At 44.4% G+C, this 25,208-nt stretch carries 13 protein-coding genes; 6 read left to right on the top strand and 7 right to left on the bottom strand.

Annotated features, from left to right (window positions below; genetic code table 11):
* Positions 1-107 precede the first annotated feature (107 nt).
* Positions 108-10,196, bottom strand: a complete 10,089-nt coding sequence (locus CFE23_RS09780) for a YDG domain-containing protein (protein WP_291087226.1) — start codon at positions 10,194-10,196, stop codon at positions 108-110.
* Between the two features lie 494 nt (positions 10,197-10,690).
* Here CFE23_RS09780 and CFE23_RS09785 point away from each other — a divergent pair, with 494 nt between their 5' ends.
* The 6 genes from CFE23_RS09785 to CFE23_RS09810 all read left to right on the top strand — a co-directional run bounded on the left by CFE23_RS09785 (position 10,691) and on the right by CFE23_RS09810 (position 19,180).
* On the top strand, positions 10,691-11,962 hold the full coding sequence (locus CFE23_RS09785) for an asparagine synthetase B (protein ID WP_291087228.1): 1,272 nt from the start codon (positions 10,691-10,693) through the stop codon (positions 11,960-11,962).
* 149 nt (positions 11,963-12,111) lie between these two features.
* A complete protein-coding gene (locus tag CFE23_RS09790; RefSeq protein ID WP_291087230.1) occupies positions 12,112-15,123 on the top strand; it encodes a T9SS type A sorting domain-containing protein in 3,012 nt (1,003 codons plus the stop codon).
* Between the two features lie 86 nt (positions 15,124-15,209).
* Positions 15,210-16,208: a glycosyltransferase gene (locus tag CFE23_RS09795; protein WP_291087232.1), complete on the top strand. Its 999-nt coding sequence runs from the start codon at positions 15,210-15,212 to the stop codon at positions 16,206-16,208.
* Positions 16,205-16,789 carry a dephospho-CoA kinase gene (gene coaE / locus CFE23_RS09800; protein ID WP_291087238.1) on the top strand — a complete coding sequence of 195 codons (585 nt, stop codon included), beginning with the start codon at positions 16,205-16,207 and terminating at the stop codon, positions 16,787-16,789. Before CFE23_RS09795 ends, coaE begins: the two co-directional genes overlap by 4 nt.
* A 72-nt stretch (positions 16,790-16,861) precedes the next feature.
* A complete protein-coding gene (locus CFE23_RS09805; RefSeq protein WP_291087240.1) occupies positions 16,862-18,439 on the top strand; it encodes a HAMP domain-containing sensor histidine kinase in 1,578 nt (525 codons plus the stop codon).
* A gap of 3 nt (positions 18,440-18,442) precedes the next feature.
* Positions 18,443-19,180, top strand: a complete 738-nt coding sequence (locus CFE23_RS09810; protein ID WP_291087242.1) for a response regulator transcription factor — start codon at positions 18,443-18,445, stop codon at positions 19,178-19,180.
* An 89-nt stretch (positions 19,181-19,269) separates the two neighbouring features.
* On the opposite strand, the gene CFE23_RS09815 is transcribed toward CFE23_RS09810, so the two are convergent.
* The 6 genes from CFE23_RS09815 to CFE23_RS09840 form a co-directional block, all read right to left on the bottom strand.
* Positions 19,270-20,013 (bottom strand): acyl-ACP thioesterase domain-containing protein, encoded by a 744-nt coding sequence (locus tag CFE23_RS09815; protein WP_291087244.1) that lies wholly within the window; start codon positions 20,011-20,013, stop codon positions 19,270-19,272.
* Positions 20,014-20,026: 13 nt separating this feature from the next.
* Positions 20,027-20,932: a tRNA (adenosine(37)-N6)-dimethylallyltransferase MiaA gene (gene miaA / locus CFE23_RS09820; protein ID WP_291087247.1), complete on the bottom strand. Its 906-nt coding sequence runs from the start codon at positions 20,930-20,932 to the stop codon at positions 20,027-20,029.
* Positions 20,933-20,936: 4 nt separating this feature from the next.
* Positions 20,937-22,301 carry an exonuclease domain-containing protein gene (locus tag CFE23_RS09825; RefSeq protein WP_291087249.1) on the bottom strand — a complete coding sequence of 455 codons (1,365 nt, stop codon included), beginning with the start codon at positions 22,299-22,301 and terminating at the stop codon, positions 20,937-20,939.
* A gap of 101 nt (positions 22,302-22,402) precedes the next feature.
* Complete coding sequence (locus CFE23_RS09830; protein ID WP_291087251.1) at positions 22,403-23,062, bottom strand: YggS family pyridoxal phosphate-dependent enzyme; 660 nt, start codon at positions 23,060-23,062, stop codon at positions 22,403-22,405.
* Between the two features lie 18 nt (positions 23,063-23,080).
* Positions 23,081-24,298 (bottom strand): DUF1015 domain-containing protein, encoded by a 1,218-nt coding sequence (locus CFE23_RS09835; protein WP_291087253.1) that lies wholly within the window; start codon positions 24,296-24,298, stop codon positions 23,081-23,083.
* 7 nt (positions 24,299-24,305) lie between these two features.
* Positions 24,306-25,193 (bottom strand): 3-hydroxybutyryl-CoA dehydrogenase, encoded by an 888-nt coding sequence (locus CFE23_RS09840; RefSeq protein WP_291087255.1) that lies wholly within the window; start codon positions 25,191-25,193, stop codon positions 24,306-24,308.
* Positions 25,194-25,208 lie beyond the last annotated feature (15 nt).

Here is a 25,208-nt window from a genome sequence, read left to right on the forward strand (position 1 = left end):
AAAGGTATACGCTGAAAAAAATGGGCAGGTTATCGAATTATTATCTGATTGTTACTTAAAAAAAAGCCTCCCGAAGGAGGCTTTCATAAATTGAAACGATATTAAAATTAATAAGCTACTTTTTTGCTTACGGTTTTATTGTCGTCTGAAGTAATCTGTACAATAAGTACCTGTTGCTCGGCTTTGAACTGGTTTACTACAAAAGTAGTACCATTGATGTTATTTTTCTCAAACAACAATCTTCCACGGATGTCAAATATTTTGACAGTTTCCATAGTCGCCGCACCAGTGCTGATGTTAAGCATTCCATTTTGTTTAAAGATCACAACACTGTTGTCATCGAATGCAGGTGTTCCTACTCCAAGCGGTGCACTTTGGTAAACTAACTCGAGACGGTTTGCGAAAGTACCTTCACTTGCCGTGAAAGTGTAGTCACCGTTTTTAATATTGTGGTAGGTACCGTTAAAGTTGTCCTTGATAAAGATATCCTGCTCACCCGCGAACAATCCGTCCGTATGATCCAGATTGATGGTATAAGTTCCTGCTGTTACAGCACGGAAGCCTAATGCTACCACATCTGTATTCACAAATGGAAGCGCTTTACCCTGGATGGTGTAAGCAGCATTATCAAGTTGGTTATAAACGGCTGAACTTGATGCTTCAATCGCTTTACCATCAAATGCCAAATCAACATCATTGGTTGCACCAGCCACATATCCTAAAAGCATTTGGTTAAGTGTGTTGCCCTCTGCATTTTTCAGGTTAAGCCAGATACGGCCATTTTCCGAATCGGAAACGTTATTTGCATTCCTGAAAAATTGGTTACTGTGGTTGTCTGCACGCAACGCGTTAGTGAACGTAACTACCGTTGGTGTCGCTACCTGAACCACAAATCCCTGTCCTGTCTGGATAAAACCGTTTGGCGCTTCACTTCCTGATGGCGATGCAGATCCCGTTCCGTTGAAAGTAGCATAGTTTTCACCTGATGCTGCGCCCTGCGTTTTGTGTGTCCAGAAGTACAGTGTACCTAATGTTGGGTTAGCAGTAAGGAAAGCTGTAGCGTTTACAGGCGATGGGTAAGGGTTACCAATCATATTATATCCTTGTCCGTCATGTGTCGTTTGCACGGTAAGTGTTCCATTATTCGGTTGTCCTTTGAATTTACCAGTCCATGTCACGACATTGTTTGTCAACGTATCGGCTGCCCTGATCATGTATCCTTTAGCAGGAGCAAATGTCGTTGTCAATGGATTCAGCGCTGCAAAATTGTTACCCGCTTCGTTAAGTTCATAGAACCGTGTAGCCAATGTCGCTGTTGAGAATTGTCTCAATGTCTGAGGTCCGCTCACCGGTGAAGACCAGTAAACATAATCCTGACGTCTCATAGAAGCACTTCTTTTTACAGTAACGTTACCTGAATTTGGCGTAACGGCATTTTGCTGAATAAGGTTTGCATTATTTTCAAAAGTCACATTCGTGTCGATTGGTTCAACGGTCAATTCATCCTGAAGTGTGATTGATGTATTTGGAGAAACCACTACCTGACCGAAATTCACATGCAGTGTTTTTGCCGAAATAGCACCGTTCGTTGCTGTAGTATAGTTTCCTTCAATAGCAGCAATCGAATTGATATCCGGCGCTCCGTTTGTCCATGAAACACCATCCCAGGTAGTGATTGTCCTTAAGGCCAGATCCCTGAATCGGATGCCATGCGTTGGATTTGTACCCGCAGTCATTTTGAATCTCAATCTACCGTTGTTGGTATTGTAAGCCGCAAGATCTATATCTTTTGTCAGGGTAAGGTACGTCGTTGAGGTTGGACTTAACGTTGTTCCTGATATTGGGTTATAAGTCAAACCACCATCTGTAGATACTTCTACGCTGATGGTCTGTCCTGAACTTCCGTTAAAAGTAGCAGCCGTATAAGTTAACTGAATCACACCAGAAGCATTGAAATCGATCACCGGTGTTTCCACTGAAGAATTATTTCCAACGATTTGCTCGTATCCGCTTGATGGCGGGCTGGCTGTAAATGTCACGCCGTTAAAACCAAATCCTAAAGTCACTGCTTCGTTGTGCAAAGCCTGGGTACGGAAGGTGTTTACATAAGATAAATCAAGTGGCGTCCTGACCGTACCGCTTAATGACACAAGTTTATCGGTAGCATTGCCACCGGAAATTGTCAATTCGCCAGTATAATTACCAGCAGACAATCCTGCCACAAGCCTTGTGTATACCGTAGTGGTTGCCAGGCTGTTTCCAGTGTAAGGCAACAATAAAGGACCAGCACTAAAGGATACGTTGTCAGTAGACAATTCATAGTCGGCGGAATCGCTTGAAACCGTGATGTCCCCTGAAGCTGGCGTAAGATTTCCACCCGTAACTGTAAATGATTTCGAAACAGATGGACCATTGCCAACGATGTAATCCATTGATGACAATGCAGTCAGCGAAACGTTTAGGTTTGTCGCAGAACTTGGTGTAATCTCACCGTCAAAATTAAAGTCATTCACACTGAATGTTCCTCCGGTACCACCCCAACCGTAAAGCCTGAAGGTGATCGGTGTGGTAATGTTTTGGAATTCAGGTGTAGAAAGACTGATCAGCGAACCAAAAATGCCCGGTACAACCGTATTGGTATTAATGTCGGCAGTATAGTTGTCAACACTTGATCGCAATATAAAGTTCACAGGTCCCTGAGCAGAAGTCTGGCCCGTGTAAATAAAGTTTACAAGATCGATCTCGTTTGTTCCCTGTGGCGTTAATGTCCATTCAAAATAGTCGTTTGCATCCAGTGCCGTGGTGTTCCACGCAGTGGCACTGTACCTGTTGGCAGCCGAAGCAGCAGTAAGCCCGGTTCCTCTTCCGATGCCGCTGGCAGTCAGATTTGTGATGACAAACTGACCGTTCGTGTATGGGTTGGCCAAACTAGGGTTGGTATCTACAATCAGGTTATAGAATATTGGGTTAAATACATCAAAGACAACACTGTTTTTAGGATTCAGGCCGGTTGACGAAGCGGTCAACTGGAAGCCAGATCCAAACGCAGTATGCGTAAGCGTTGAAAATGTAGCCGTTCCTGTTCCTGCAGCCGGTGTAGCCGAAGCTGGTGTCATTGTACCCGTTGATACAACATTAATCTGGCCCAGGTAATCCAGGTCGGTATTATTGTTCGCATCAACCGCTTTAACAGTTACTGCTGGTGTCATTGCTACGTTAATAAAAGCGTTTGACGCATTTTGTCCGTAAGCCAGGTCGGTAGCTGTTACCTCAATCCTGTTGGAATCTCCGGCAGTAGAAGTAGAAGCACCGCCTGCATTCGAGGTAGCAAAGATTGATCCGGCACTATCAGAAACTGCGGAAGTAACCAGCAACTTCGATTGGTTGTTATCCACTACTGTAGTTTTATAAGTAGCCCTTACAGAGAATGATTTTGATGCACCTGAAGCCGCCTCGATTGAAAGCGAAGGGAAGTTCAGTGATGAAGCTGCAGGAATTTCTGCAATCTCATTGTTCAAGTCATCGTATAAAGCTACTTTTTCGTAATCCGACGCTGTTAATAATGTCAGGGTAAGATTAGTCAGTTTCGTAGTCAACGCATCACCTGGTGTACCGATGATATCGTTCACAAGGAATCTTCCGATTTCAAGGCTGCTTGCGGTAACATCAGTTCCGGTATAAGCCGCATAGTTGATGTTCTGGCTTTCGGTAAATGAAGGGTCAGCAGTGATCGTCGACACGGCATCACCCACTGGGCTAACCAGCAACCTTGGACTGCTGTAGGCTTCCGAACCGGTAACGGTACCTGTGGCTGCTTTTGGTGTTACACCGAAACGTACGTATTTATTAAGGTCAGTCGATGTAAGCTGGTACGAAATACCTGTAGCATTGAGAATCGCTCCTTCGTTAGATCCTGAGATATCATCAGCACGGAACCACCTGTACGTGCTTCCGGATTCAAGGTCACCTTCCGTATCGGTATAAGTATAGCTTCCTGTCAATGTTTGTCCGATGGTTGGCGTTCCTGATACAGCTACTGCAGTAGCAGTAGGCGCCTGGTTTGTTGGGGAGTAGGTAACCACACCATTTACAGACAGATCGCTCGCGGTTGAAACGGCAACGTCATAAATGTAAAACGTACCTGTGGTACTGCTCGCGCCGTAAGGAACAATCCTGAATGTAATCGTACTTGTCGAAGGTACATTCTGTAAAGCAGCAATACCCGTTAAATCCGTATTGCTGATAGTGGCTCCAGTACCGGCAGTGCTGGTCAATGAGAATGTGGTAATCGTCGTATAGGCCCCGGCATCAATTTTGTACTGAAGTTCAGCTGAAGACGGTCCAGTAGAAGATCTTCTGTAGCTGAATGGGCTCAAAGAAGTTAATGACAATTTATAATCAGTATTTGCTTTTGTAGTAAAAGTCAAAACTTTATCACCTGAAATGGCGGCAGCACTATTCGCGGCCCATCCGATTCCTCCCCATCCTCTGGCAGCACCAGTAGCAGTTGGAACATTCGATGTGGCCACGCCAGTACCCCTGATCAGGGAACCGTTGGTTACATTGGCTGCATTTGTAGTCGGCACAAAAGGACTTGTTCCGAAGAAGTTAGCGCCTCCTATTTCTGTGCTGGTATTCCACGCGATAATAGAAACCGCAGCGGCAGTAACAGTCAGTGTTTGTGGTACTGAGGTCGCCGCGCTGTAATTGACATTACCGGCTTGTGAAGCTGTGATTGTAGTCGTTCCCGCACCTACGATGGTAACGGTAGATCCTGATACCGTCGCTACAGCAGGGTTGGAACTGCTGTAAGAAACTGTAAGTCCTGACGATGCAGTCCCGGTAAGTGCATAGGGTGCGTCAGCAGTCGTTTTGTTTGCCAACGTACCGAAAGTAATCGTTTGTGTAGCCTGTGTAATGGTAAAGGCTGTGGCATTGCCGGAAGCCTGTACAAAAGTATAGTTTGTCGCAGACAATCCTGAGCCGTTTAGCGAGTAAGCAGCAACCGGGCTTAATGCAGTCGCGCTCGTAGTAAATGCCAACGTTCCGGTGGTTGCAGTCGCGATATTTTCTGAATTTACAAATCCTGTTACGCTTCCTGAGAACACAGGGTTAGCTGTATTGTAAACCCTTGTCGCTGCATCAGCAACATAAGTCAATACCGCTGGATTGATTGACGCGGTGAATCCGGTCGTGTCAAGAATGTAATTACCACTATCCGTTCCGGTAATCGATAGACCTGTAATGGCAATGCTATAATTTGAACCTGCATTCGCAGCAGGGAATGAAGCTGTCAAGGTACCTGTGAGGGTTACGTCTTCCGTTCCAATAACGCCGCTTAAGGCTGGTGTTCCGGTGATTGCGATAGTATCATTTCCATCATAAGTCTTGTTGTTGAAAGCAAAGCCCGTCAGGGTTAGTGTTTTTACGGTAATATTTGCTGTAAGACCTGTCGGTTGTGTCAGGCTGTAATTTCCTGCAGCACTTCCGGTTAAGCCATATCCTGTTGCAGTTACTGTAATTCCAGTTCCGACAGCAGCAGTTGCAAATGCAGCAGTACCTGAACTGAAGTCAAAAGACACATTTGAAGCATCAGCAGGGAAAACACCGCTTAATACTGCAGTTCCCGTCAGGGTAGCTGTGGTATTTCCATTGTATTGTTTATTTGAAGCAGCAACGCCTGAAACGGTTACGGCTTTTGCAGTAATGTCAGCAGTCAATCCTGAAGGCTGGGATAAGGTATATTTCGCATTATCAGCACCGCCTAAAGTAAGTGCAGCGGTAACCGGTTTGCTGGTTCCTGCATTGGCGTTGTTGAAAGTACCATTTCCGCTTACCGTAACATCGTCTGAACCGACGATACCTACTAAAGTAGCTCCTGAAATCGAAGCGGCATCGGTGGTGTCGTATTCCTTAGAAGCCGCTACTGCACCCGTTACCGTTAATGTTTTGGTGTTTACGGTTAATGATTGTAACACATCAACAGCAGGATTAAAAGCACTGTTGCCCGCCTGTTGCGCTGTGATTGTTGTCGTACCTGGCGCCACAACGGTAACGATATTGCCGCTAACGGTAGCTACTGCTGGGTTCGAACTCAAATACGTTACCGTAAGTCCGGAATCTGAAGTCGCTGTTAGTGCAAAATTAGCATCGCCATAAGTGGCATTTGAAAGCGCATTAAAGGTGATGACCTGATCTGATTTTGTAGTCGTGTTGACCAATTGTGTCTGCGCTACATCTGAAGCAGCATCATAATTCGAATCACCCGCCTGTGAAGCCGTGATGATGGTTGAGCCAGCGCCCACAATCGTAACGGTATTTCCTGCAACGGTAGCCACATTCGTGTCAGAGCTGCTATAAGAAACCGTAAGCCCTGAACTTGCAGTAGCAGTCAAAGCAAATGCGGCATCGTTATCATTTTTATTAGCCAATGGACCGAAAGTAATCGTCTGGCTTGCTTTTGTAATGTTTGCTGTCAATCCTGAAGGCTGTGAAACCAGGTTGTAGTTTCCTGCATCGGTATCATTCAATACAAAGCCGGCCGCAGTAACGGCAATGCCAGTTCCAGCATTGGATGTTGCAAACGTCGCTGTAGCGCCGGTGCTGTTTACACCAACATTGTCTGGGAAGATTACACCCGATACTGCAGCACTTCCCGTATTTAAGGTAGCTGTATTGTTACCGTCGTAAGGTTTGTTGTTCGCTGTGACACCAGTTATTGTAACATCTTTTGGTGTGATATCAGCGGTAAGGGTTGGTTGGGTTAATGTGTAATTTGAAGAAGGTGCAGTATAGCCTGTCACGTTAATCGTTTTACCAGTAGCCGCAACAGCATTGATAAAGTTAGCCGTTGGTGTTCCGGTTACAGAGAACGTTTCCCCATTTTGAAGTCCGGCATAAGCAGCAGTTCCTGTGAAAGATGCTGTGGTAAGCCTGTCGTATGTCTTGTTAGAACCTGTCAATCCTGTGATGGTCAACGCAGCCGCCGTCACGGTGTTTCCACTCGCAGCCGTTGTTACGTTTACTGAGGTAGCACCAGTACTGCTGAGCACGATATTTTGTGCATTATATGTTCCTGTAACCGCAGCGTTAGCAGCAAGGCGTACACTCAATGTACCGCTTGCGTTGCCTCCTGTTTGTGTGAATGTAGCTGTTGGGCCATAAGTCACACCATCGCTCGCTACTTCAAATCCTGTCGGGGCAGTAGCGGTAATGTTTGCAGTCAAAGCACCGCCGGATACAGCAAATGTTTGTGCTGTAGAAGGTGTGCCGTAAGTTGTTGTAAATGCCGTGGCAGTAGCCGTACCGATAATTGTTGGATTACAGTAGTTGGCAGCAGTTGCGCTGCTTCTTACACTTGCAACATTGCTGTTTGTAAAGTCACTATTGTTGTTGTTTGTATCAACACAGCCAAAACTGTTTCTTTGGTAAGAATTAACATTACCGGATAACGCAGTGGCAGGTGAACCTTCAAAAGCAGTAGCAGTTCCGCCAAAACCAAAAAGATCAACAATTGCGGTACTTGAAGGGTTTCCTCCTGACAATAAAGTGGTGGTGTTGGTTAAGGCAACTTTCCCCGCTGTCGCAGACATGTTAATTCCTGTACTTGTGAAGTCGGATGTAAATGTTGCACCGATCGCGGCAGCACTTGCAAGTTTAATTAAAAAGTATTTTCCCGGTTGAACATTGACATTTCCAAGGTTTCCTGTTGAAGACCAGTTTCCGGTACCCGTAGCAGAAGTATATTGTACGGTATAGTTATTTAAATTGATGACAGCACCGGTCGGATTAAATAGTTCCACAAAATCATTTTGGTATGTGGCACTGGTGTTACCACCACCACCGTAAACCTGGCTGATTACCAAGCGGTTTACCACAAGTGGCGTAATATCGGCGGTAAGTCCTGTAGGCTGTGTCAATGTATATTTAGCGGCATCAGCACCTCCAAGGGTAAGCGCTGCGGTAACAGGTTTGGCTGTTCCCACTGTCGCACTGCTAAATGTACCGCCTCCGCTTACGGTGACCACATCTGGAGAGACTACGCCGACAAGCGTAGCACCTGTAATGGTCGCGGCCGTATTTCCATTGAATACTTTATTGGAAGCAACTGCTCCGGTAACGGTTAACGTTTTTGTATTTACCGTAAGGCCTTGTGGAACGTCTGTGGCAACATTGTATGTCGCATTTCCTGCCTGCGATGCTGTAATATTTGTTGTTCCGGGAGCTACAATGGTCACTGTATTTCCAGAAACAGTTGCAACGGCAGGATTCGAACTAAGGTAAGAAACCGTCAATCCGGAATCCGATGATCCTGATAGCACAAATGAGGCATCCCCATAAGTGACTGCAGCAAGTGTGCCGAATGTAATCGTTTGGTTTAATTTGGATACTGACAATGCCTGTACCACATCCGGTGCTGCATTGTAAGTGGTATCTCCAGCCTGGGAAGCAGTGATGTTGGTGCTTCCTGCGCCCACAATAGTCACCGTGTTGCCGGAAACAGTAGCCACCGCAGTATTCGAACTCGAATAACTCACGGTCAGTCCCGACGAAGCCGTCGCCGTAAGGTTAAAAGGAGTATCATTCACTAATTTCGGAGCCAAAGCATTAAAAGTTATGGTTTGGTCGATCTTTGCAATGGCAGTAACATGAAGATTCTGCGCCACATCTGAAGCGGCATTGTAATTGGAATCACCTGCCTGTGAAGCAGTAATTGTAGTATCTCCGGCACCTACCAGCGTTACAGTGTTTCCTGAAACGGTAGCGACAGCGGGGTTTGAACTAATATAGGTAACTGTGAGTCCGGAACTTGCCGTGCCGGTAAGATTAAACGCAGGATCAGTAGCGGCTTTATCTGCCAATGCGCCAAAAGTAATGGTTTGGTTCGCTTTGGTAATATCAGCTGTCAATCCAGAAGGTTGTGCAGTAAGTGTATAATTTCCGGCGTTAGTGCCAGCCAGTGCAAAACCTGCCGCCGTAACGCTGATTCCCGTACCTGCATTAGCCGAAGCAAAAGTGGCTGTAGCTGCGGTACTATTAATCGTTACGACATCTGAGAAAAGTGTTCCTGAAACTGAAGCTCCTGTAAGATCAAATGAGCCTGTGGTATTGCCATTATATGTTTTGTTGTTTACAACCACGCCGCTTAAAGTGACACCAAGAGGACTCACAGCATTCCCGCTGGCTGCAGTTGTTATATTTACAGTAGTCGCTGTACCGCTAGTCAATGCGATATTCTGCGCATTATAAGTAGCCCCTACGACAGCATTCGCTTTTAAGCGTACGCTGATATTGCCACTTGCGGTACCACCGCTTTGTGTTATTGTAGCAGTATTTCCAAAAGTGACTCCATCGCTGGCGACTTCAAAACCTGTTGGCGCGGTGGCCGTAATATTTGTGGTAAGGTTGCTTCCTGATACCGGGAAAGTCTGCGAAGCCGATGCAGTACCATATGTTGTAGTAAAAGCAGTAGCAGTTGCAGTACCTGTAATTGTAGGACTGCTTGCAGCGGCTGTAGAAGATACCGTAATATCATCTAAGCGAATTCTATTCCTGCTTCCGGAGGTGCCACTTGAAGTATAATAAATCCAACGCAACTGAACTACGGACTGGTTGTCTGCTCCTGAAGGGATGGCAATATTGCTAAAAGTTGTAGCTGCGTTTAATGTCGATGTATTTGTTGTCACGTAGTCAGTAGAAGCAATGTCAATAAAGGCTCCCGTAGTTCCAACCCTGTATTGTAAGCGCAAAGTGTTTGCACGTCCAGTTCCCCCGGCATTGGGGCCATTCAGTTGCTCTGCCGTAAAAGACACTTTCAGTGAATTACGTCCAGTTGATTTTACAGCAACAACAATGGCTCCTAAGTTGTTAGACCCGCTATTCAGGATGCTGACACCGTTAGCTACTTCGTTTCTTATTGAACCGGTTCCTATTGCTGCAGTAGACGCCGACAATGCAAAATCTGCATTGGGAGCTCCCGTAACAGCGCTGAGCGGTTCAGCCGCAAACTTATGACCAGCCATATTGGTTGGGAATGTTGTGGTTGTACCGGCTGCAAAGCCCGTAAAAGAATAATTAGCCCCTGCGAGGTCAAATGCAGCAGGATCGGTCTGAGCTATCCCCATTAAGCTACTTAAGAACACAACAGCGGTAATTAAAGAACTAATCCAATTTCTTTGTAGAATTGTTTTCATCATTTTTTATTTAATTGACAGGGAGCAAAATTAAGTGTTTTTAACAACATACCGCGTGTTTCTTATTAATAATTTGTTAAGTATCGGGGTCAAAATTGTTGATAACTTATAAATTCGGGACTCATTTTAAACGATTAAAGATAATTCTTCAAAAAAATATAGTGCTTTTATTACAGGATTTACCGCTTTAAGTCGCCACCCGATAGGCCAGGTTTTCAGTATTGTTTTATTGTTGTTGGACTGCGTCGTGTTTTGTTCGGGTTTTCGAGGGGTATTGTTGGGCTTTTGTTCGACGAAAATCAGTTTTCGTCGAAGAAATCAGCCTATACCCTGATGAAACCCCAACGAAACACGAACGAAACCGCAGTAATGGTGCTTTCAGAAAAGCATTTGTCGACAGGTCTATTGATATGTCAGGCGCGATTGCCAATTAACAAAAATTTGTATTTGACGGTAACCACTAATTATAGTATCTTTCCAGCCCGTTTATATTGTCTATGAAAAGCTTGAAATTTACATATCTTGTTGTTTTACTGCTCCTGACAGCGTTCGCTGCAAGGGCCTCATTTATTCTGCTGCCTATGGATGAAACCACGCAGCAGAACCACCTGAAAGCATATGGAATCACCTATTGGTGTCTTGACAAACAGTACAAAGCGAGTTGGCTGCTGAACTATCGTGGCGGGTCATTCCTGTTGCCCGATGCACCGGAGATTCGCAAGGAATGCCAGATCCGGGGCGTCAGTTTTGAGATCCTTTCCGACGATGAGGCCAATTCGATCCTATTGGACATCTCCAGCCCTTCGCAAAACATGGAAACGGTGGTACTCGAAAAGGCACCCAAAATTGCGGTGTATACCCCAAAAGGCAAGCAGCCCTGGGACGATGCGGTAACTCTGGTTTTGACCTATGCTGAAATTCCTTTTACGCCGATATATGACGAAGAAGTGCTTTCCGATCAATTGGTGCTTTACGATTGGCTGCACCTGCACCATGAGGATTTCACGGGGCAGTATGGTAAATTTTATTCCAGCTATAAAAACGCTCCCTGGTATATTGAACAGAAACGGGATGCAGAGGCATTGGCGGCGAAGTTAGGCTACGCGAAAGTTTCAGAGGAGAAATTGGCCGTAGCCAAAAAGATCCGCGACTTTGTGATCGGGGGCGGGTTCATGTTTGCGATGTGCTCTGCCGCAGATAGTTTTGATATCGCCCTGTCTGCGGACGGCATAGACATCTGTGAATCGATGTTTGACGGCGATCCCAGTGAAGCCAATTACCAGGCGAAAATTGACTACAGTAAAACCTTTGCTTTTAAAGATTTTAAATTGGAGAGGAATCCAAACATGTATGAGTTCTCCGACATCGACATGACCAACAAACGGGCCAATGTTCCCATGGAAAAAGACTATTTCACCTTGATGGACTTCTCTGCCAAATGGGATCCGATCCCCAGCATGCTTTGCCAGAACCACACGATGCTCGTCAAGGGATTTATGGGCCAAAGCACCGCCTTCGAAAGTGACCTGATCAAATCGAATATATTGGTGATGGGCGAATGCCAGCTCAATGGAGAGGCACGTTACATTCATGGCGAAAAAGGCAAAGGAATGTTTACGTTTTATGGTGGCCATGACCCGGAAGATTACAAACACCAGGTGGGTGATCCGCCTACCGTACTTGATTTGCATCCAAATTCTCCCGGGTATCGGTTGATATTGAATAATGTGCTGTTCCCTGCGGCACGAAAAAAGAAATTGAAGACCTGATTTTCACACACCATTTCTTACCAATATTTTAGGTAATCCATAATGCTCGTTAATTGGGTGTTAAAAACTCCATTTTAACCAGCCACGCCTTTGCATTTGTGTTTTTTTTTATAATTTCGTCGGCTTATTAACCCTTTTTAATATTTATAATGAAAAAGAATTACCTATTGTTATTGGTTTTCTTCTTGTGTGTTCAGGTGAACGCACAGATTCTGAACCAATCTGCAAACTGGCCCAACAGTGCCTGGACACTGACGGGGAGTTATCTTAGCACAGCGACTGTGTTGGAGGCTGATCCTACCGTTAGTGCTAATTTTGCGTATGACGACGATGACGCTGCAAGCGGTCACGAAGACAACATTGCGGCAGAGTCACCAGTAATTGACCTTTCCGCTGCTTTTGCAGGGGGTGAGAAGTACCTTAATGTTACTGTACAGTATGGCTATCATTACCTCGCGGAAGACGTATTGATATTTCAGTACTGGGATGCAGATGCAGGTGTATGGGCTGACTGGGGTGTTGCGATCCCTGGTAACAGTACTACTGTGAATGATAACTATTGTACCATACCCAAGACGACGTTGTCTAGTGGTGCGTTAAGCATCTCGGCATTTACGCCAAACCAATTGGCTAATTTCAGGTACCGTATTGCTTACGATGATAAGATTGGTGCAGCAGACTGGAACTATGGTTTCTGCTTTGATTCACCAGTAATCACTTCAGCTTCCTGCGGTGCACCATCAGCGATCGTGTTTCAGAATGTAACGGCTAATGCAGCCGACGTATCCTGGAGCAACCTCAATGTGGCTTACGAATACGTTGTGGATCAGTCCGCTTCAGATCCTGCAGGTGCAGGAACTCCAGTTCCTTCTAATGCCGTTTCGCTGGATGGGCTTTCACAATTGACTATGTATTATTTCCATGTTAGGACAAATTGTGGCGGTGGATTCAGTACCTGGACGACAGTTTCATTTACGACTGCTCCGGATCCTGCTGCCAATGATGATTGTGCGAATGCGATTGAGTTGACAGTGAATCCTGACTTTGCTTGTGGTACCGTTACTTCGGCTACGCTGCTGGGTGCTACGGACTCAGGTGAGACGGACAATGGTGCAGGAACTCCTGATGACGACGTTTGGTTTACCTTCGTTGCCACATCAACCTCACACAGGATTGTTTTATCAAATGTAACCGGAACGCCAACAGACCTTGTGCACGAAGTCCTAGACGGAAGTTGTGGTAGTTTTACGAGTTTATCAATAAGTGACCCGAACACCAGCACTGTTTCAAACCTTGTACCCGGAAATACCTACTACGTAAGGGTTTTCAGTTACGCTGCCGGCGGAAGCAACTCAACAACGGTATTTAATATTTGCGTAGGGACACCGCCACCACCAGCGGCAAACGATGAATGCGCTGCTGCGGTTGAAGTAACAGTGAACCCAGACATTAATTGTGCTTCTGTAACCTCTGGAACATTGCAATCTGCAACGGATTCCGGCGAAGGTGACAACGGCGTAGGTACACCTGATGATGATGTTTGGTATACATTTGTTGCTACCAATCCAGTTCAGACAATCAGGTTATCGAACATTGTTGGTTCGGCTACCGATTTGGTTCACGAAGTGTTGGAAGGCAACTGCGGAGGCGGGTTTACCAGTTTGTTGGTTAGCGACCCTAATACCAGTGCTGTGGCTAACCTAGTCGTGGGACAAACTTATTATATCAGGGTATTCACCTCAGGAACTACTTTCTCGGATACTACATTTGACCTTTGTGTTGGAACACCACCACCACCACCTGTTAACGATGACGCTACAGGCGCTGTTGAATTGGTGCTTGACCTGGGAACGGCTTGCGGACCAAATAAGATTACCGGTATTTCAAACGACCAGACTTCAGGTTCGCCAGAGGTTGATCCAACATGTATGGACCAATACAATCCGTCACAGGGTAATGGTGATTTATGGTTCTACTTTACAGCACCAAACCCAACCGTTACGATCAACATCTCTGATATTACAGGAACCATCATCACAGTATCCAGTGCCGTATATTCAGGTACGCCTGGTAACCTTACTGAAACAGGAGTTTGTGGTAATGGAGCTACTAAGACTTATACGGACCTTATTCCCGGAGAAGTTTACTATTTAAGGGTTTGGGATTATGGAAATGACGGCATCGGGACATTCAGTATCTGTGGATACTATATCGACTGTGTAAACCCGGCAGCTACTTACACGGTAGTTTCTGATTGCGACAATGCACCACAGTTTTTTGTGAATGTAGACGTTACCGATATGGGTTCTGCTGCAACGCTGAGCGTTTCGGACGACCAGGGAAGTGCGCCACAAACGGCTTCAGGTACTGGCGTACTCACTTTCGGACCTTATCCAAATGGCACATCGGTAGTTTATAACGTGGACAATGACCAAAACTCCCTTTGTTCTATCACAAGCGCATCGGTAAGCCAGGCTGCATGTCCTCCTGCTAATGACGAATGTGCTAACGCTATTCCGGTGACTGTTGCTTCTGATTTCAACGGCGGAGTAATGCCGTACGAGAATCTTGGTGCAACAAGAAACGCAGCGGATCCAATCCCTACGTGTGACGGGCTGAACTTTGCTACAACCGGTAAAGATGTTTGGTTTACGGTAACCGTACCAGGTTCCGGAAACATTACGCTTGAGACAAGGACCGCTAATGCTACCCTTACTGATACTGGTCTTGAGGCATTTACAGGAAGCTGTGGTGCTTTGACACAAGTTGGATGTAATACCGATTCAGGTGATGGGCTATTCTCATTGCTTCCTTTGACGGGTCTTACACCAGGCGATACGGTAACTTTCAGGGTTTATGGGTATAACGGTACCCAGGGAGGTTTCAACCTTGCCGCGTATGATGCTCCTTTAGCAGCACCTGTATTGGACAACAATTCATTCACGGTGTATCCGAACCCGGTTCAGAGTGTACTGAACTTGTCATACACTAAAAATATGACCAACGTGGCGGTGTTCAATATCGTTGGACAGCAGGTGATCAGCAAAAAGCTTGATGCTGCAGCTGCACAGGTTGACATGTCGGCACTGGCTGCGGGTTCTTATATCGTAAAAGTAACTGCAGACAACGAAGTGAAAACCATCAAGGTGATCAAACAATAATAAAAGAAGTTTTTGCTTCATTTTCAAAAGCCACCGCTCCGGTGGCTTTTGTTTTTTATAAAATGTATCTTTGTTAAAATTTAAAGATGTTGTTTTCCCTAATCATTCCGGTTTATAATCGCCCAGATGAAATTGACGAATTGCTCGCCAGCCTTTCGGCTGCCAGCTTTCAAAATCCATTCGAAGTGGTTGTTGTAGAAGATGGCTCTTCCATCCCGTGTGAGCACATTATAGAAGCCTATCGCGGTAAATTGGATATCAGTTACTACTTTAAACTAAACTCCGGTCCTGGTGATTCGCGTAATTTTGGGATGCAAAATGCAAAGGGGGACTATTTCCTGATTTTTGATTCAGATTGTATTATTCCCACCCAATATCTCGACGAAGTCGCCAAAGCGCTCCATGAAAATTATGTAGATTGTTTTGGTGGTCCGGATCAGGCACTTGATTCTTTTTCAGACGTGCAAAAGGCGATCAACTTTGGAATGACGTCCTTTTTAACTACGGGTGGAATACGTGGCGGATCTGAAAAGGTGAATAAATTTCAACCCAGAAGTTTTAATATGGGTTTATCGAAAAAAGCATTCCTCAGTTCCGGGGGCTTTGGGGATATACATCCCGGCGAAGATCCCGATCTTTCCATTCGGCTGTGGAAGTCCGGTTTCACAACGAGGCTTTTTCCCAACGCGTATGTATACCACAAGCGACGGATTGACTGGGCTAAGTTTTACAAACAGGTGAACAAATTCGGGAAAGCGAGACCCATTTTAAATTCCTGGTATCCTGAATATGCAAAGCCCACATTTTTCTTTCCTTCATTGTTCCTGCTTGGGATGGTCTTTTCGGTGGGTATGGCTGTGTTCGGAATTTATTTTTTCGTGGCATGTTATGGATTGTATTTTCTGCTGCTGCTGACTGTTGCCACATTCGGAAATAAAAGCCTGAAAATTGGTCTACTGTCGGTTGTCGCGGTTTGCATCCAGTTTTATGGTTATGGTATTGGTTTTTTGAAATCATTCCTGCTGGTACAATGGCTCGGTAAAGATCCGAAGAAAGTTTTCCCGGAGTTATTCTTTAAGGCATGACAAAACTTATAGGGCTTACCGGTGGCATAGGAAGCGGCAAATCGACAGTCGCTCAAATGCTGATGTCTAAAGGTGTCCCGGTATATTTTGCAGACGATGAAGCCAAAAAAATTCTATACACCCCAGTAGCAATGTCGTTATTGAGGCGGGAGTTTGGCGATGAGGCTTTTACCGATGGAACACCGGACAGGCGCAAGATTGCGAATATTGTATTTAATGATCCCGAGGCATTGGCGGCGCTTAATAAGATCATCCATCCACTGGTGAAGATTGATTTTGAGCAATGGCTGGCAAAAAATAAGCATGCTCCTTTTGTTGTCCGGGAGGCGGCCATTCTTTTTGAAAGTGGCAGTTATCTCGATTGCGACAAAATCATCTCGGTTTCGGCTCCGGTTGAGACCCGCATTGAACGGGTGATGCAACGTGACAATATGTTGAAGGAAGCGGTACAACAACGCATCAGTAACCAACTTACCGATGAGGAACGCAATCTGCGAAGCGACTACATCATAGTCAATGTCAACATGGAGGACACTAAGAATCAGGTGGATAAACTCTTCGATTCATTGTCTAAATTATAAAAGCCCGGTAAGATGTTAATCTTTGGTTAATATATTATTCGAACATTTGTTAAAATGTTAATTTTGTAATTAATGAATAAGACATTATTTCGGTTACTTGTTTTTTTAATGAGCTTGTCCCTGATAGGGATAATTTTAGTTCAGCTTTACCTGATCAATACTTCATTAAAAAACAATGAGGAACAATTCAAGTACCATGTAAAGCAGGTCATTGCAAACGTTTCGGACCATCTCGAGCAGCAGGAGACTTACAGTTTCCTGAACGAGTACAATAAGTTAAAAGACAGTATCGGTAAAGATCCCAAGCAAAGTGAAATGCTTGATTTTATATTGGTACAAAAAAACAGGGTAACCAACCAAACCGTCATTTATTCAAACAGTATCATCGCGGATGATTACGGACTTACGTTCTTTGATAAAAAAAGAGATTCTGTCAGGGCAAAGAATTTTATTTCGAAAAGCAAGACAGAGATATTTTCAGGTGACGCCATTGATAAGTCCACGATGCAGCACAATGTCACGCCAGACATCACCATCCAGAAAAGCGGAAGTATCGAATTGCTGGATAAAGCACAATTCGAAATATTCTTTAAAGATATTGCTGAAACCAAGGCCATCAAAGACCGGGTATCTGCTGAAACTTTGAATAAGCTGTTAGAACATGAGTTAAAACAGGCTGATGTGATCACGCCATTCCAGTTTGCGGTGTATGAAAATGGACTCGCGACAAAAATCAAGTCAGACAAGTTCAAAGTCAACAAGAATGCCACATTCATGACCCCGATTTTTAAGGACAACCAGGGAAACAGCCGCTATAAATTGCTTGTCAGTTTTCCGGAAAAGAAGAAATTTCTTTTTTCAGAACTGATAAACATTACGATTTTATCCATCGTTTTTACTTTGGTAATTATCATCGCCTACAGCAGTGCCCTGAGTCAATTGATAAAGCAACGACAGATCTCAGAAATAAAGACAGATTTCATTAACAATATGACGCACGAGTTTAAGACGCCAATTGCCACAATCAACCTCGCGTTGGATGCCATTAAAAATCCAAAAGTGCAGGGAGATTATGAAAAAATGCATCGGTACCATCAGATGATCCGTGATGAAAATAAACGAATGCATGCGCAGGTTGAAAATGTTTTGCGTATTTCAAAACTCGAGAAGCGGGAACTTGAAATCAATAAGGAATCTTATGATATTAATGAGATCATTGAGGATGCTGCAGAACACGTAAACCTGATTATTGAAGACCGCGGAGGGATTATCAATATGGACCTTCAGGCTAAAAGGACTACTGTGCTGCTGAACGACGTCCATTTCACGAATGTCATCGTGAACATTCTTGACAATGCGATTAAATACTCGCCGGATGCACCGATTATCAACGTGCATACTGAAAACGTAAAAGATTTCGTTATAATTAAAATCAAAGACAAGGGTTCAGGAATGAGCAAGACTGCACAGAAACGAATTTTTGAGAAATTTTACCGGGAGCATACCGGTGACATTCATAACGTGAAAGGACATGGATTAGGGCTTGCTTACGTTAAAAAGATTATAGAAGACCATGATGGTCAGATTGCTGTAGAAAGTGAAAAAGGAAAAGGTAGTACCTTCATTATAAAATTACCATTAATAAATTAAAATATGGAAACAGAAAACAAAAAGATCCTTTTGGTTGAAGACGATCCAAATTTCGGGTCGATACTAAAAGATTATTTAATTTTGAACGAATTTGACGTCACGCTTGCTAAGAATGGGATGGAAGGGTTTGAGAAATTCAAGAAAGATTCTTTCGCGCTTTGTATTCTCGACGTGATGATGCCATACAAGGACGGTTATACACTTGCCAAGGAAATCCGTGAAAAGAATAAGGATATTCCAATTATTTTCCTGACAGCAAAGTCGATGAAGGAAGATGTGTTGAAGGGTTACAAAGTGGGTGCTGACGATTACCTGAACAAACCATTCGATTCGGAAGTACTGCTGATGAAAATTAAAGCGATCCTGCAAAGGAAAGCCAACGACGTAAAGGCAGACGCAACTAGGTTTGAATTTGAAATTGGAAACTTCCACCTCAATTCGAAACTCCGGTTCCTTACGTTGAAAAACGAAGAGCCGGTGAAATTATCTCCTAAGGAGAATGAATTGCTGAAAATGCTCGCCGTTTATGAAAATGACCTGATGCCAAGAGAGCTTGCGCTGACTAAAATCTGGAGAGATGACAATTACTTTACCTCCCGCAGTATGGACGTTTACATCGCAAAGCTGAGGAAGTACCTGAAACCGGATGATAATGTTGAAATCCTGAACATCCACGGGGAAGGATTCAGGCTGGTGGTTAAGAACAAGCCAATTTCTCAGGCCGCTTCGCAGGCAGAATAAATACCAAAAGCTTCGGGAAACCGGAGCTTTTTTATTTTTATACATGATTTTATTAGGGGTGACATCCCAAACGGACCACCGAAATCAGCTTACGCCTTCAATTGAAGTTCCAGTGCAAAACATGATTTACCATCCCGGGAAATAGAAAACACTGGATTGTTGTCGGTTTTCATTTCTTCAATCAACACTTCTTCGCCTAAAGTAAGCTCTTTCATAAAATTCATTTCAAAGGCTTCAATTCGGCTGTGCAGCAATATTTGGGAATCTATGGTATCGAGACACCATTCAAGATATTTCACATTATTCACGTGGTTTACAATATCCAGATCGGACACGACCACCTTATGCTTTTTAACGGTTTTCACGGTTTCAAAAAGCATGATTTTCCGGACACGCTCTGCTGTCGAGAACTGTTCCGCATATTTAACATAGTGCTCATGCGGTAACGCCAACGCCTCAGGCCGCCGGATATCCGTATTAAAAACCGCCCAGTAGGTTTCGCACCCGACGATTTTCTCTCCGTTAGCATATACTTCCAGTGCTCTTACGGATCTTGAATTTTCCAGTGAAACAATCCACGTCCGTACGGTAACTGTTTCTTTCCATTTCGGCAGGCGGTTAATCTCGACGCGCATTCGGCTTAGGACCCACGCCTGTGAAAACTGCTGCATCTCTGTGAAACTGATGCCGCCCAGCTCTGCGTGGTAGCCAGCCGTCAACTGAATGATGTTGCATAGGTCGGTATACTTCATCATTCCATTTGGCGCACATTGGGTGAAATCGATTTCCCAATCCCGGTTATATATTGAGGTAAAATCGGCTGATATCGGCATGAAGGGAGAAAGTTTACTTTATAATGGATTCAATATACGAAATTATGTGCTGCGGATTTGTGGTGTAGCCAAACCATTTTGCCTGTTCGTTCCGCTTAAACCAGGTAAGTTGTCTTTTTGCGAAGCGGCGCGTATTCTTTTTTATTTCCTGAATGGCAAAGTCCAGCGGGTACTTCCCATCGAAATAATCGAATAGTTCCCGATAACCAACCGTTTGTAAAGCATTTCGTTCCTTATGATCGTAGAGTTTCTGCGCTTCAGCCAAAAGCCCTGCGTTTATCATGAGGTCAACGCGCTGATTAATCCTGTCATAGATCAATTCCCTGTCGGCATCCAATCCGATAACGATACTCGTGAAATTCCGTTGGTTTGTTTTCTGCCCACGGAACGAAGAAAAAGGCCGTCCTGTCCCGATACAGACTTCCAGTGCGCGCATCAGCCGTTGCGGATTTTCTTGGTCGACTTCTGAAAAATACGCAGGATCAAGTGCGTTCAATTGTTCCTGCAAATACGAAATTCCCACCTCATTGTATTTTGAGGTCAATGTGGTGCGGATTTCCGGATTAATTTCCGGGAAATCGTCCAAACCTTTCAACACTGCGTCGGCATACAATCCCGAACCGCCAACCATTACCACGAAGTCATTGTCAACATACAGTTTGTCCAGTGTTGCCAATGCTTCTTTTTCGAAATCGCCAACCGTATATTCCTCAAAAATGGATTTGTTGTGAATGAAATGATGGACAACCTGATCGAGCTCTTCTGCTGAGGGGACTGCTGTTCCAATCGTCATTTCTTTGAAGAACTGCCTGGAATCACAGGAAATGATCTCGCAGCTGAAGTGTTTCGCGAGTTCAATTCCCAGGGCAGTTTTGCCAATCGCTGTCGGGCCGATTACCGTAATCAGGAACTTTGGCATAAAGTCAAAAATTTACAATTTTCAGCGTTCTGCTTTTTTGGATGTACCGCTGTATAATATGTCTCGCGTCGCGGTTGTTCGGCATGGAGACCAATATGTTTTTAAGAATATTGATGTTATGGATTTGGTAATTTAAATCATAAAACGCATAGCCTTTGTAAATACCGTTTTCGATAAGCACGGCGCTGCGCTCGTTAATATTTCGACCACGGTCGATAAGCATCATCATGCTTTTATGGTCAAATAGGTGTTTGTCGATAAACGACTGAACGCGTAAATTGTATTCTGAAACGGGAACTTTTCCAACGCACGCCCCGTCACATTCCTTTATCTTGTATTGAAAGCACTCCTGGTCGCTCTCGTAAAGGCCGTTCAGTTTTTGGCAAAGCCCGTATTCTGAACTGATCCTGAAAAAAGCGTTTCTACCTTCCTGCAGTGATGCGTATGAGGTAATTTCTTTTTTACGGCCATCTGCTTTTTGGAGCTTCAGGCATTCATAGCCGGAAGCGTTCGTCTCATTGTAAAGTGCCCACGGCAATATGGTTTTTTTCTGCGCTCGGTTGTAAATGGGTTTATTGACCTTTATTTCTTCCGTTTCTTTCAATAAAGCGATCAGCTCACTCCCTGTAAGCTCGAATGTGACCGTAAAGGCTTCGTGCTGTATTTTTTTACACTTGGCTGTTTGTCCGGTGAAGTGTTGGTTGACACGTTTCCGGATGTTATTGCTTTTACCGATGTATATGATTTTTCCGTCTTCCCGGTGGATGTAGTAAATTCCGGTTTTTGAAGGAAGGCTTTCGACGATATCATTTAGCCGGGGAGCAATGCCTTTCACCACTTCACTTTTCACCAGTTCTGTGAGGATCGTTTTTTCAACGTCCTTGTCGAGCAGCATCTTGAAAAGTTTGACTGTGGCTAATGCATCTCCGCTGGCCCGGTGTCGGTCCGCCATGGGAATTCCGAGGGCACGAACCAGTTTGCCAAGGCTGTAAGATGGTTGTTCGGGGATTAGTTTCTGCGCCAATTCTACTGTACACAACGTTTGTGCCTCGAACGTGTAGCCGAGCCGCCTGAATTCAGTCCGCAAAATCCGGTAGTCAAATAAGGCGTTGTGGGCAACAATAATACAATCCTGTGTGATTTCGATGATGCGCTTGGCGACTTCAAAAAATTTAGGGGCGGAGCGTAGCATCGCGTTGTTAATGCCTGTGAGTTTTACGACAAAGGGCTGAATCGGAATTTCAGGATTCACCAGGCTGATAAACTGATCGACGACTTCGTGCCCGTCAAACCGATAAATAGCGATTTCAGTAATGCCTTCTTCGTTAAATTGGCCACCAGTAGTTTCTATGTCTAATATTGCGTACATAACGGTTTGCAGGGTTAGTAAACATCATGTCTTGCTTGCATCTGCCTACTTTATAAGTTTATTTTTATTGATAAAAGCCAACCGCGATATCAGACTGCCAATTATCTCCGCCCAAAGATACTACTTCCTATCCTAACCATTGTACTGCCGCATTCAATTGCGATTTTGTAATCGCCGGACATTCCCATGGATAATATTTTGAAGGCACAGTTTTCCGTGGATACCACTTGAAAGCGATCATAAATGGACTTCAGCTGCGTAAATTCTTTGCGGATTTGGTTTTCATCGTTGGTAAAAGTGGCCATTCCCATCAATCCGGTGACTTTTACGTTTTTTAAGTTCTTAAAGGCATTGTTATTAACCAATGCCTCAAGTTCGGATTCATCCAACCCAAACTTAGTATCCTCTGCTGCAATATGCATCTGAAGCAGGCAGTCGATTGTCCTACTGTTTTTTTTAGCCTGTTTGTCGATTTCTTCCAGTAATTTAAGGCTGTCGACGCCATGAATCAAAGTGACGTAGGAAGCCATTAATTTGACTTTATTGGTCTGCACGTGGCCGATCATATGCCATTGGGTGTCTTTCGGCATCGCGTCCTGCTTTTCGGACATTTCCTGGATTTTGTTTTCACCAAAAACACGATGGCCTGTGCCGTAAGCCTGCATAATGTCATCGACCGGCCAGGTTTTCGACACGGCAACAAGCGTAACATGCTGGGGTAATTCTGATGTAATAGCTATTAGATTTTCGGCAATCGACATGTTTTGTAGTTTTTCAAATTACAGTTCGTAGACGACCAGGCCGCTTCGGAATTTGGGTTCAATGTAAGTACTTTTGGGTGGCATGATCAGGCTGTTGTCTGCCAATTCTTTGACTTCTGAAATATCGGTCGGGAAAAGTGTAAACCCAATTTCAAAATCTCCCTCGTCAATTACTTCCTTTAACGTGGTGATGGATTGGTTCCCGGGAATATAATCTATTCGTTCGTCGTTTCTCAGGTCATGAATGCCCAAAATCGGCTCCAGAACGTTTTTATAAAGTATTTGTGCGTCAAGTCTTTCCAATACGGAATTGAAGTTATTTTCGTCCTTAAGAATCAGGCAATAAAATTCACCATCGAGATACATGCCGAATTGAAATTTCTTTTCTGGTTTCCAGAGTTCCTGTGCTTTATTTTTTACCCAGAATTTTGTGGCAAGCGCTTCGAGGAAGGCCTCTTTCGTCAAACCATTCAGGTCGCGGATGATGCGGTTGTATTCGTAAATTTTTACATTACTTTCGGCAATCAGGAAACTCATGAAATAATCCAGGTTTTGATTGCCGGTTGACTTGTCCTGCTCGTAAAGCAACTCTGCCGATGCGGATCGATGGTGGCCGTCAGCGATATATAAGTTGCCAATCAGTTCAAATTGGGTTTTCAGAAAATCGATTTCCGCGGGTGTATCAATTTTCCAAATGGTATGCTTCTCTTTTTTTGTTGTCGAAAATTCGTATAAAGGCAGTTGTTGGGTTTTGGAAACGATCCAGCCATTTAATGCCTCACTATCCGGATAAGTTACCAATACGGGCTCAGTATTAAATCCGGTCTGGTGAAGGTAATCCTTAAACAATTCGACACGATACTGCAGTGTGTCTTCGTGTTTTTTAATCACGTTTTTTTGATAATCCTGTATCGAAGTGGCTGCGATTATTCCGATGAAATCCCTTGCTTTGGTATGGATCCTGTACAAAAACATCACGGGTTTTTCCTCTTTGATCAGGATTTCTTCGGATTTAAAGTCATTGTACTTTTGGGCAACAAGCTTAAACCTTTTCTCAAGTCCGGCTTTTTGAAGGTTCACATAAGCCGGATTCAGGACGTGCAGAAACGAAAAGGGATTGAAATCCAATTGCGACGCGAGTTCAGCTGCCGAGTATTCTTCGTAAGATCTCGAAGTGACCAGGCTTACTTTGTCTGCCGCAGGCCGTACTGCATGAAAGGGAATAATTTTGGCCATAAACCGATTAAGTAAATTGTTTTGCGACCTTCTCTGCCTTTTTACTTTCGGTGTAATCATAAAATCCTTCTCCGGATTTCACGCCTAACTTCCCTGCGCGAACCATATTTACCAACAACGGGCATGGCGCATATTTGGGGTTCTTAAACCCGTCGTACATCACGTGCAGTATCGCAAGGCAAACATCTAGCCCAATAAAATCGGCGAGTTGCAATGGTCCCATGGGGTGTGCCATTCCCAGTTTCATGACGGTATCAATCTCATACACACCGGCGACACCATTGTAAAGGGTTTCAATTGATTCGTTGATCATGGGCATCAATATCCTGTTGGCCACAAAACCTGGATAGTCATTTACTTCTACCGGTACTTTTCCCAATTTTACAGAAAGGTCCATGATGATTTTGGTCACTTCATCCGTGGTATTGTAACCGCGGATGATTTCCACCAATTTCATAATGGGAACGGGATTCATAAAGTGCATCCCGATGACGCGCTCCGGATGGCTTACTACAGCACCAATCTGTGTAATGGAAATGGACGAGGTATTCGTTGCCAATATCGTATTGTGGTCACAGCATTCGTTGAGCTGCCTGAAGATATTGAGTTTTAGATCAACATTTTCTGTGGCGGCTTCAACCACTAGATCGGCCCCGGCCACGCCATCTTTCAAGTCGGTGTAAGTAATGATGTTGCCAATGGTCTTGAGCTTGTCTTCTTCAGAAATTACACCCTTTGCTACCATTCTGTCGAGATTGGCTGCGATGGTCGCCATACCCCGATCAATGGACTTTTCAGAAACGTCGATTAATTTTACGGTAAACCCGCTTTGTGCAAATGTGTGTGCGATACCGTTACCCATGGTTCCGGCTCCAATTACGGCTATGTTTTTCATTTCAATTGGGAAATT

Origin of the sequence: Flavobacterium sp. BFFFF1 (genome assembly GCF_002256285.1) — a bacterium.
In the GTDB taxonomy this organism is placed as follows: Bacteria; Bacteroidota; Bacteroidia; order Flavobacteriales; family Flavobacteriaceae; genus Flavobacterium.

Coding starts and splice junctions, on each gene's coding strand:
- CFE23_RS09785 (WP_291087228.1), top strand. CDS start 10,691: ATGAAAAGCTTGAAATTTACATATCTTGTTGTTTTACTGCTCCTGACA.
- miaA (WP_291087247.1), bottom strand. CDS start 20,932: ATGCCAAAGTTCCTGATTACGGTAATCGGCCCGACAGCGATTGGCAAA.
- CFE23_RS09830 (WP_291087251.1), bottom strand. CDS start 23,062: ATGTCGATTGCCGAAAATCTAATAGCTATTACATCAGAATTACCCCAG.
- CFE23_RS09795 (WP_291087232.1), top strand. CDS start 15,210: ATGTTGTTTTCCCTAATCATTCCGGTTTATAATCGCCCAGATGAAATT.
- CFE23_RS09780 (WP_291087226.1), bottom strand. CDS start 10,196: ATGATGAAAACAATTCTACAAAGAAATTGGATTAGTTCTTTAATTACC.
- CFE23_RS09825 (WP_291087249.1), bottom strand. CDS start 22,301: ATGTACGCAATATTAGACATAGAAACTACTGGTGGCCAATTTAACGAA.
- CFE23_RS09840 (WP_291087255.1), bottom strand. CDS start 25,193: ATGAAAAACATAGCCGTAATTGGAGCCGGAACCATGGGTAACGGTATC.
- coaE (WP_291087238.1), top strand. CDS start 16,205: ATGACAAAACTTATAGGGCTTACCGGTGGCATAGGAAGCGGCAAATCG.
- CFE23_RS09835 (WP_291087253.1), bottom strand. CDS start 24,298: ATGGCCAAAATTATTCCCTTTCATGCAGTACGGCCTGCGGCAGACAAA.
- CFE23_RS09810 (WP_291087242.1), top strand. CDS start 18,443: ATGGAAACAGAAAACAAAAAGATCCTTTTGGTTGAAGACGATCCAAAT.
- CFE23_RS09790 (WP_291087230.1), top strand. CDS start 12,112: ATGAAAAAGAATTACCTATTGTTATTGGTTTTCTTCTTGTGTGTTCAG.
- CFE23_RS09805 (WP_291087240.1), top strand. CDS start 16,862: ATGAATAAGACATTATTTCGGTTACTTGTTTTTTTAATGAGCTTGTCC.
- CFE23_RS09815 (WP_291087244.1), bottom strand. CDS start 20,013: ATGCCGATATCAGCCGATTTTACCTCAATATATAACCGGGATTGGGAA.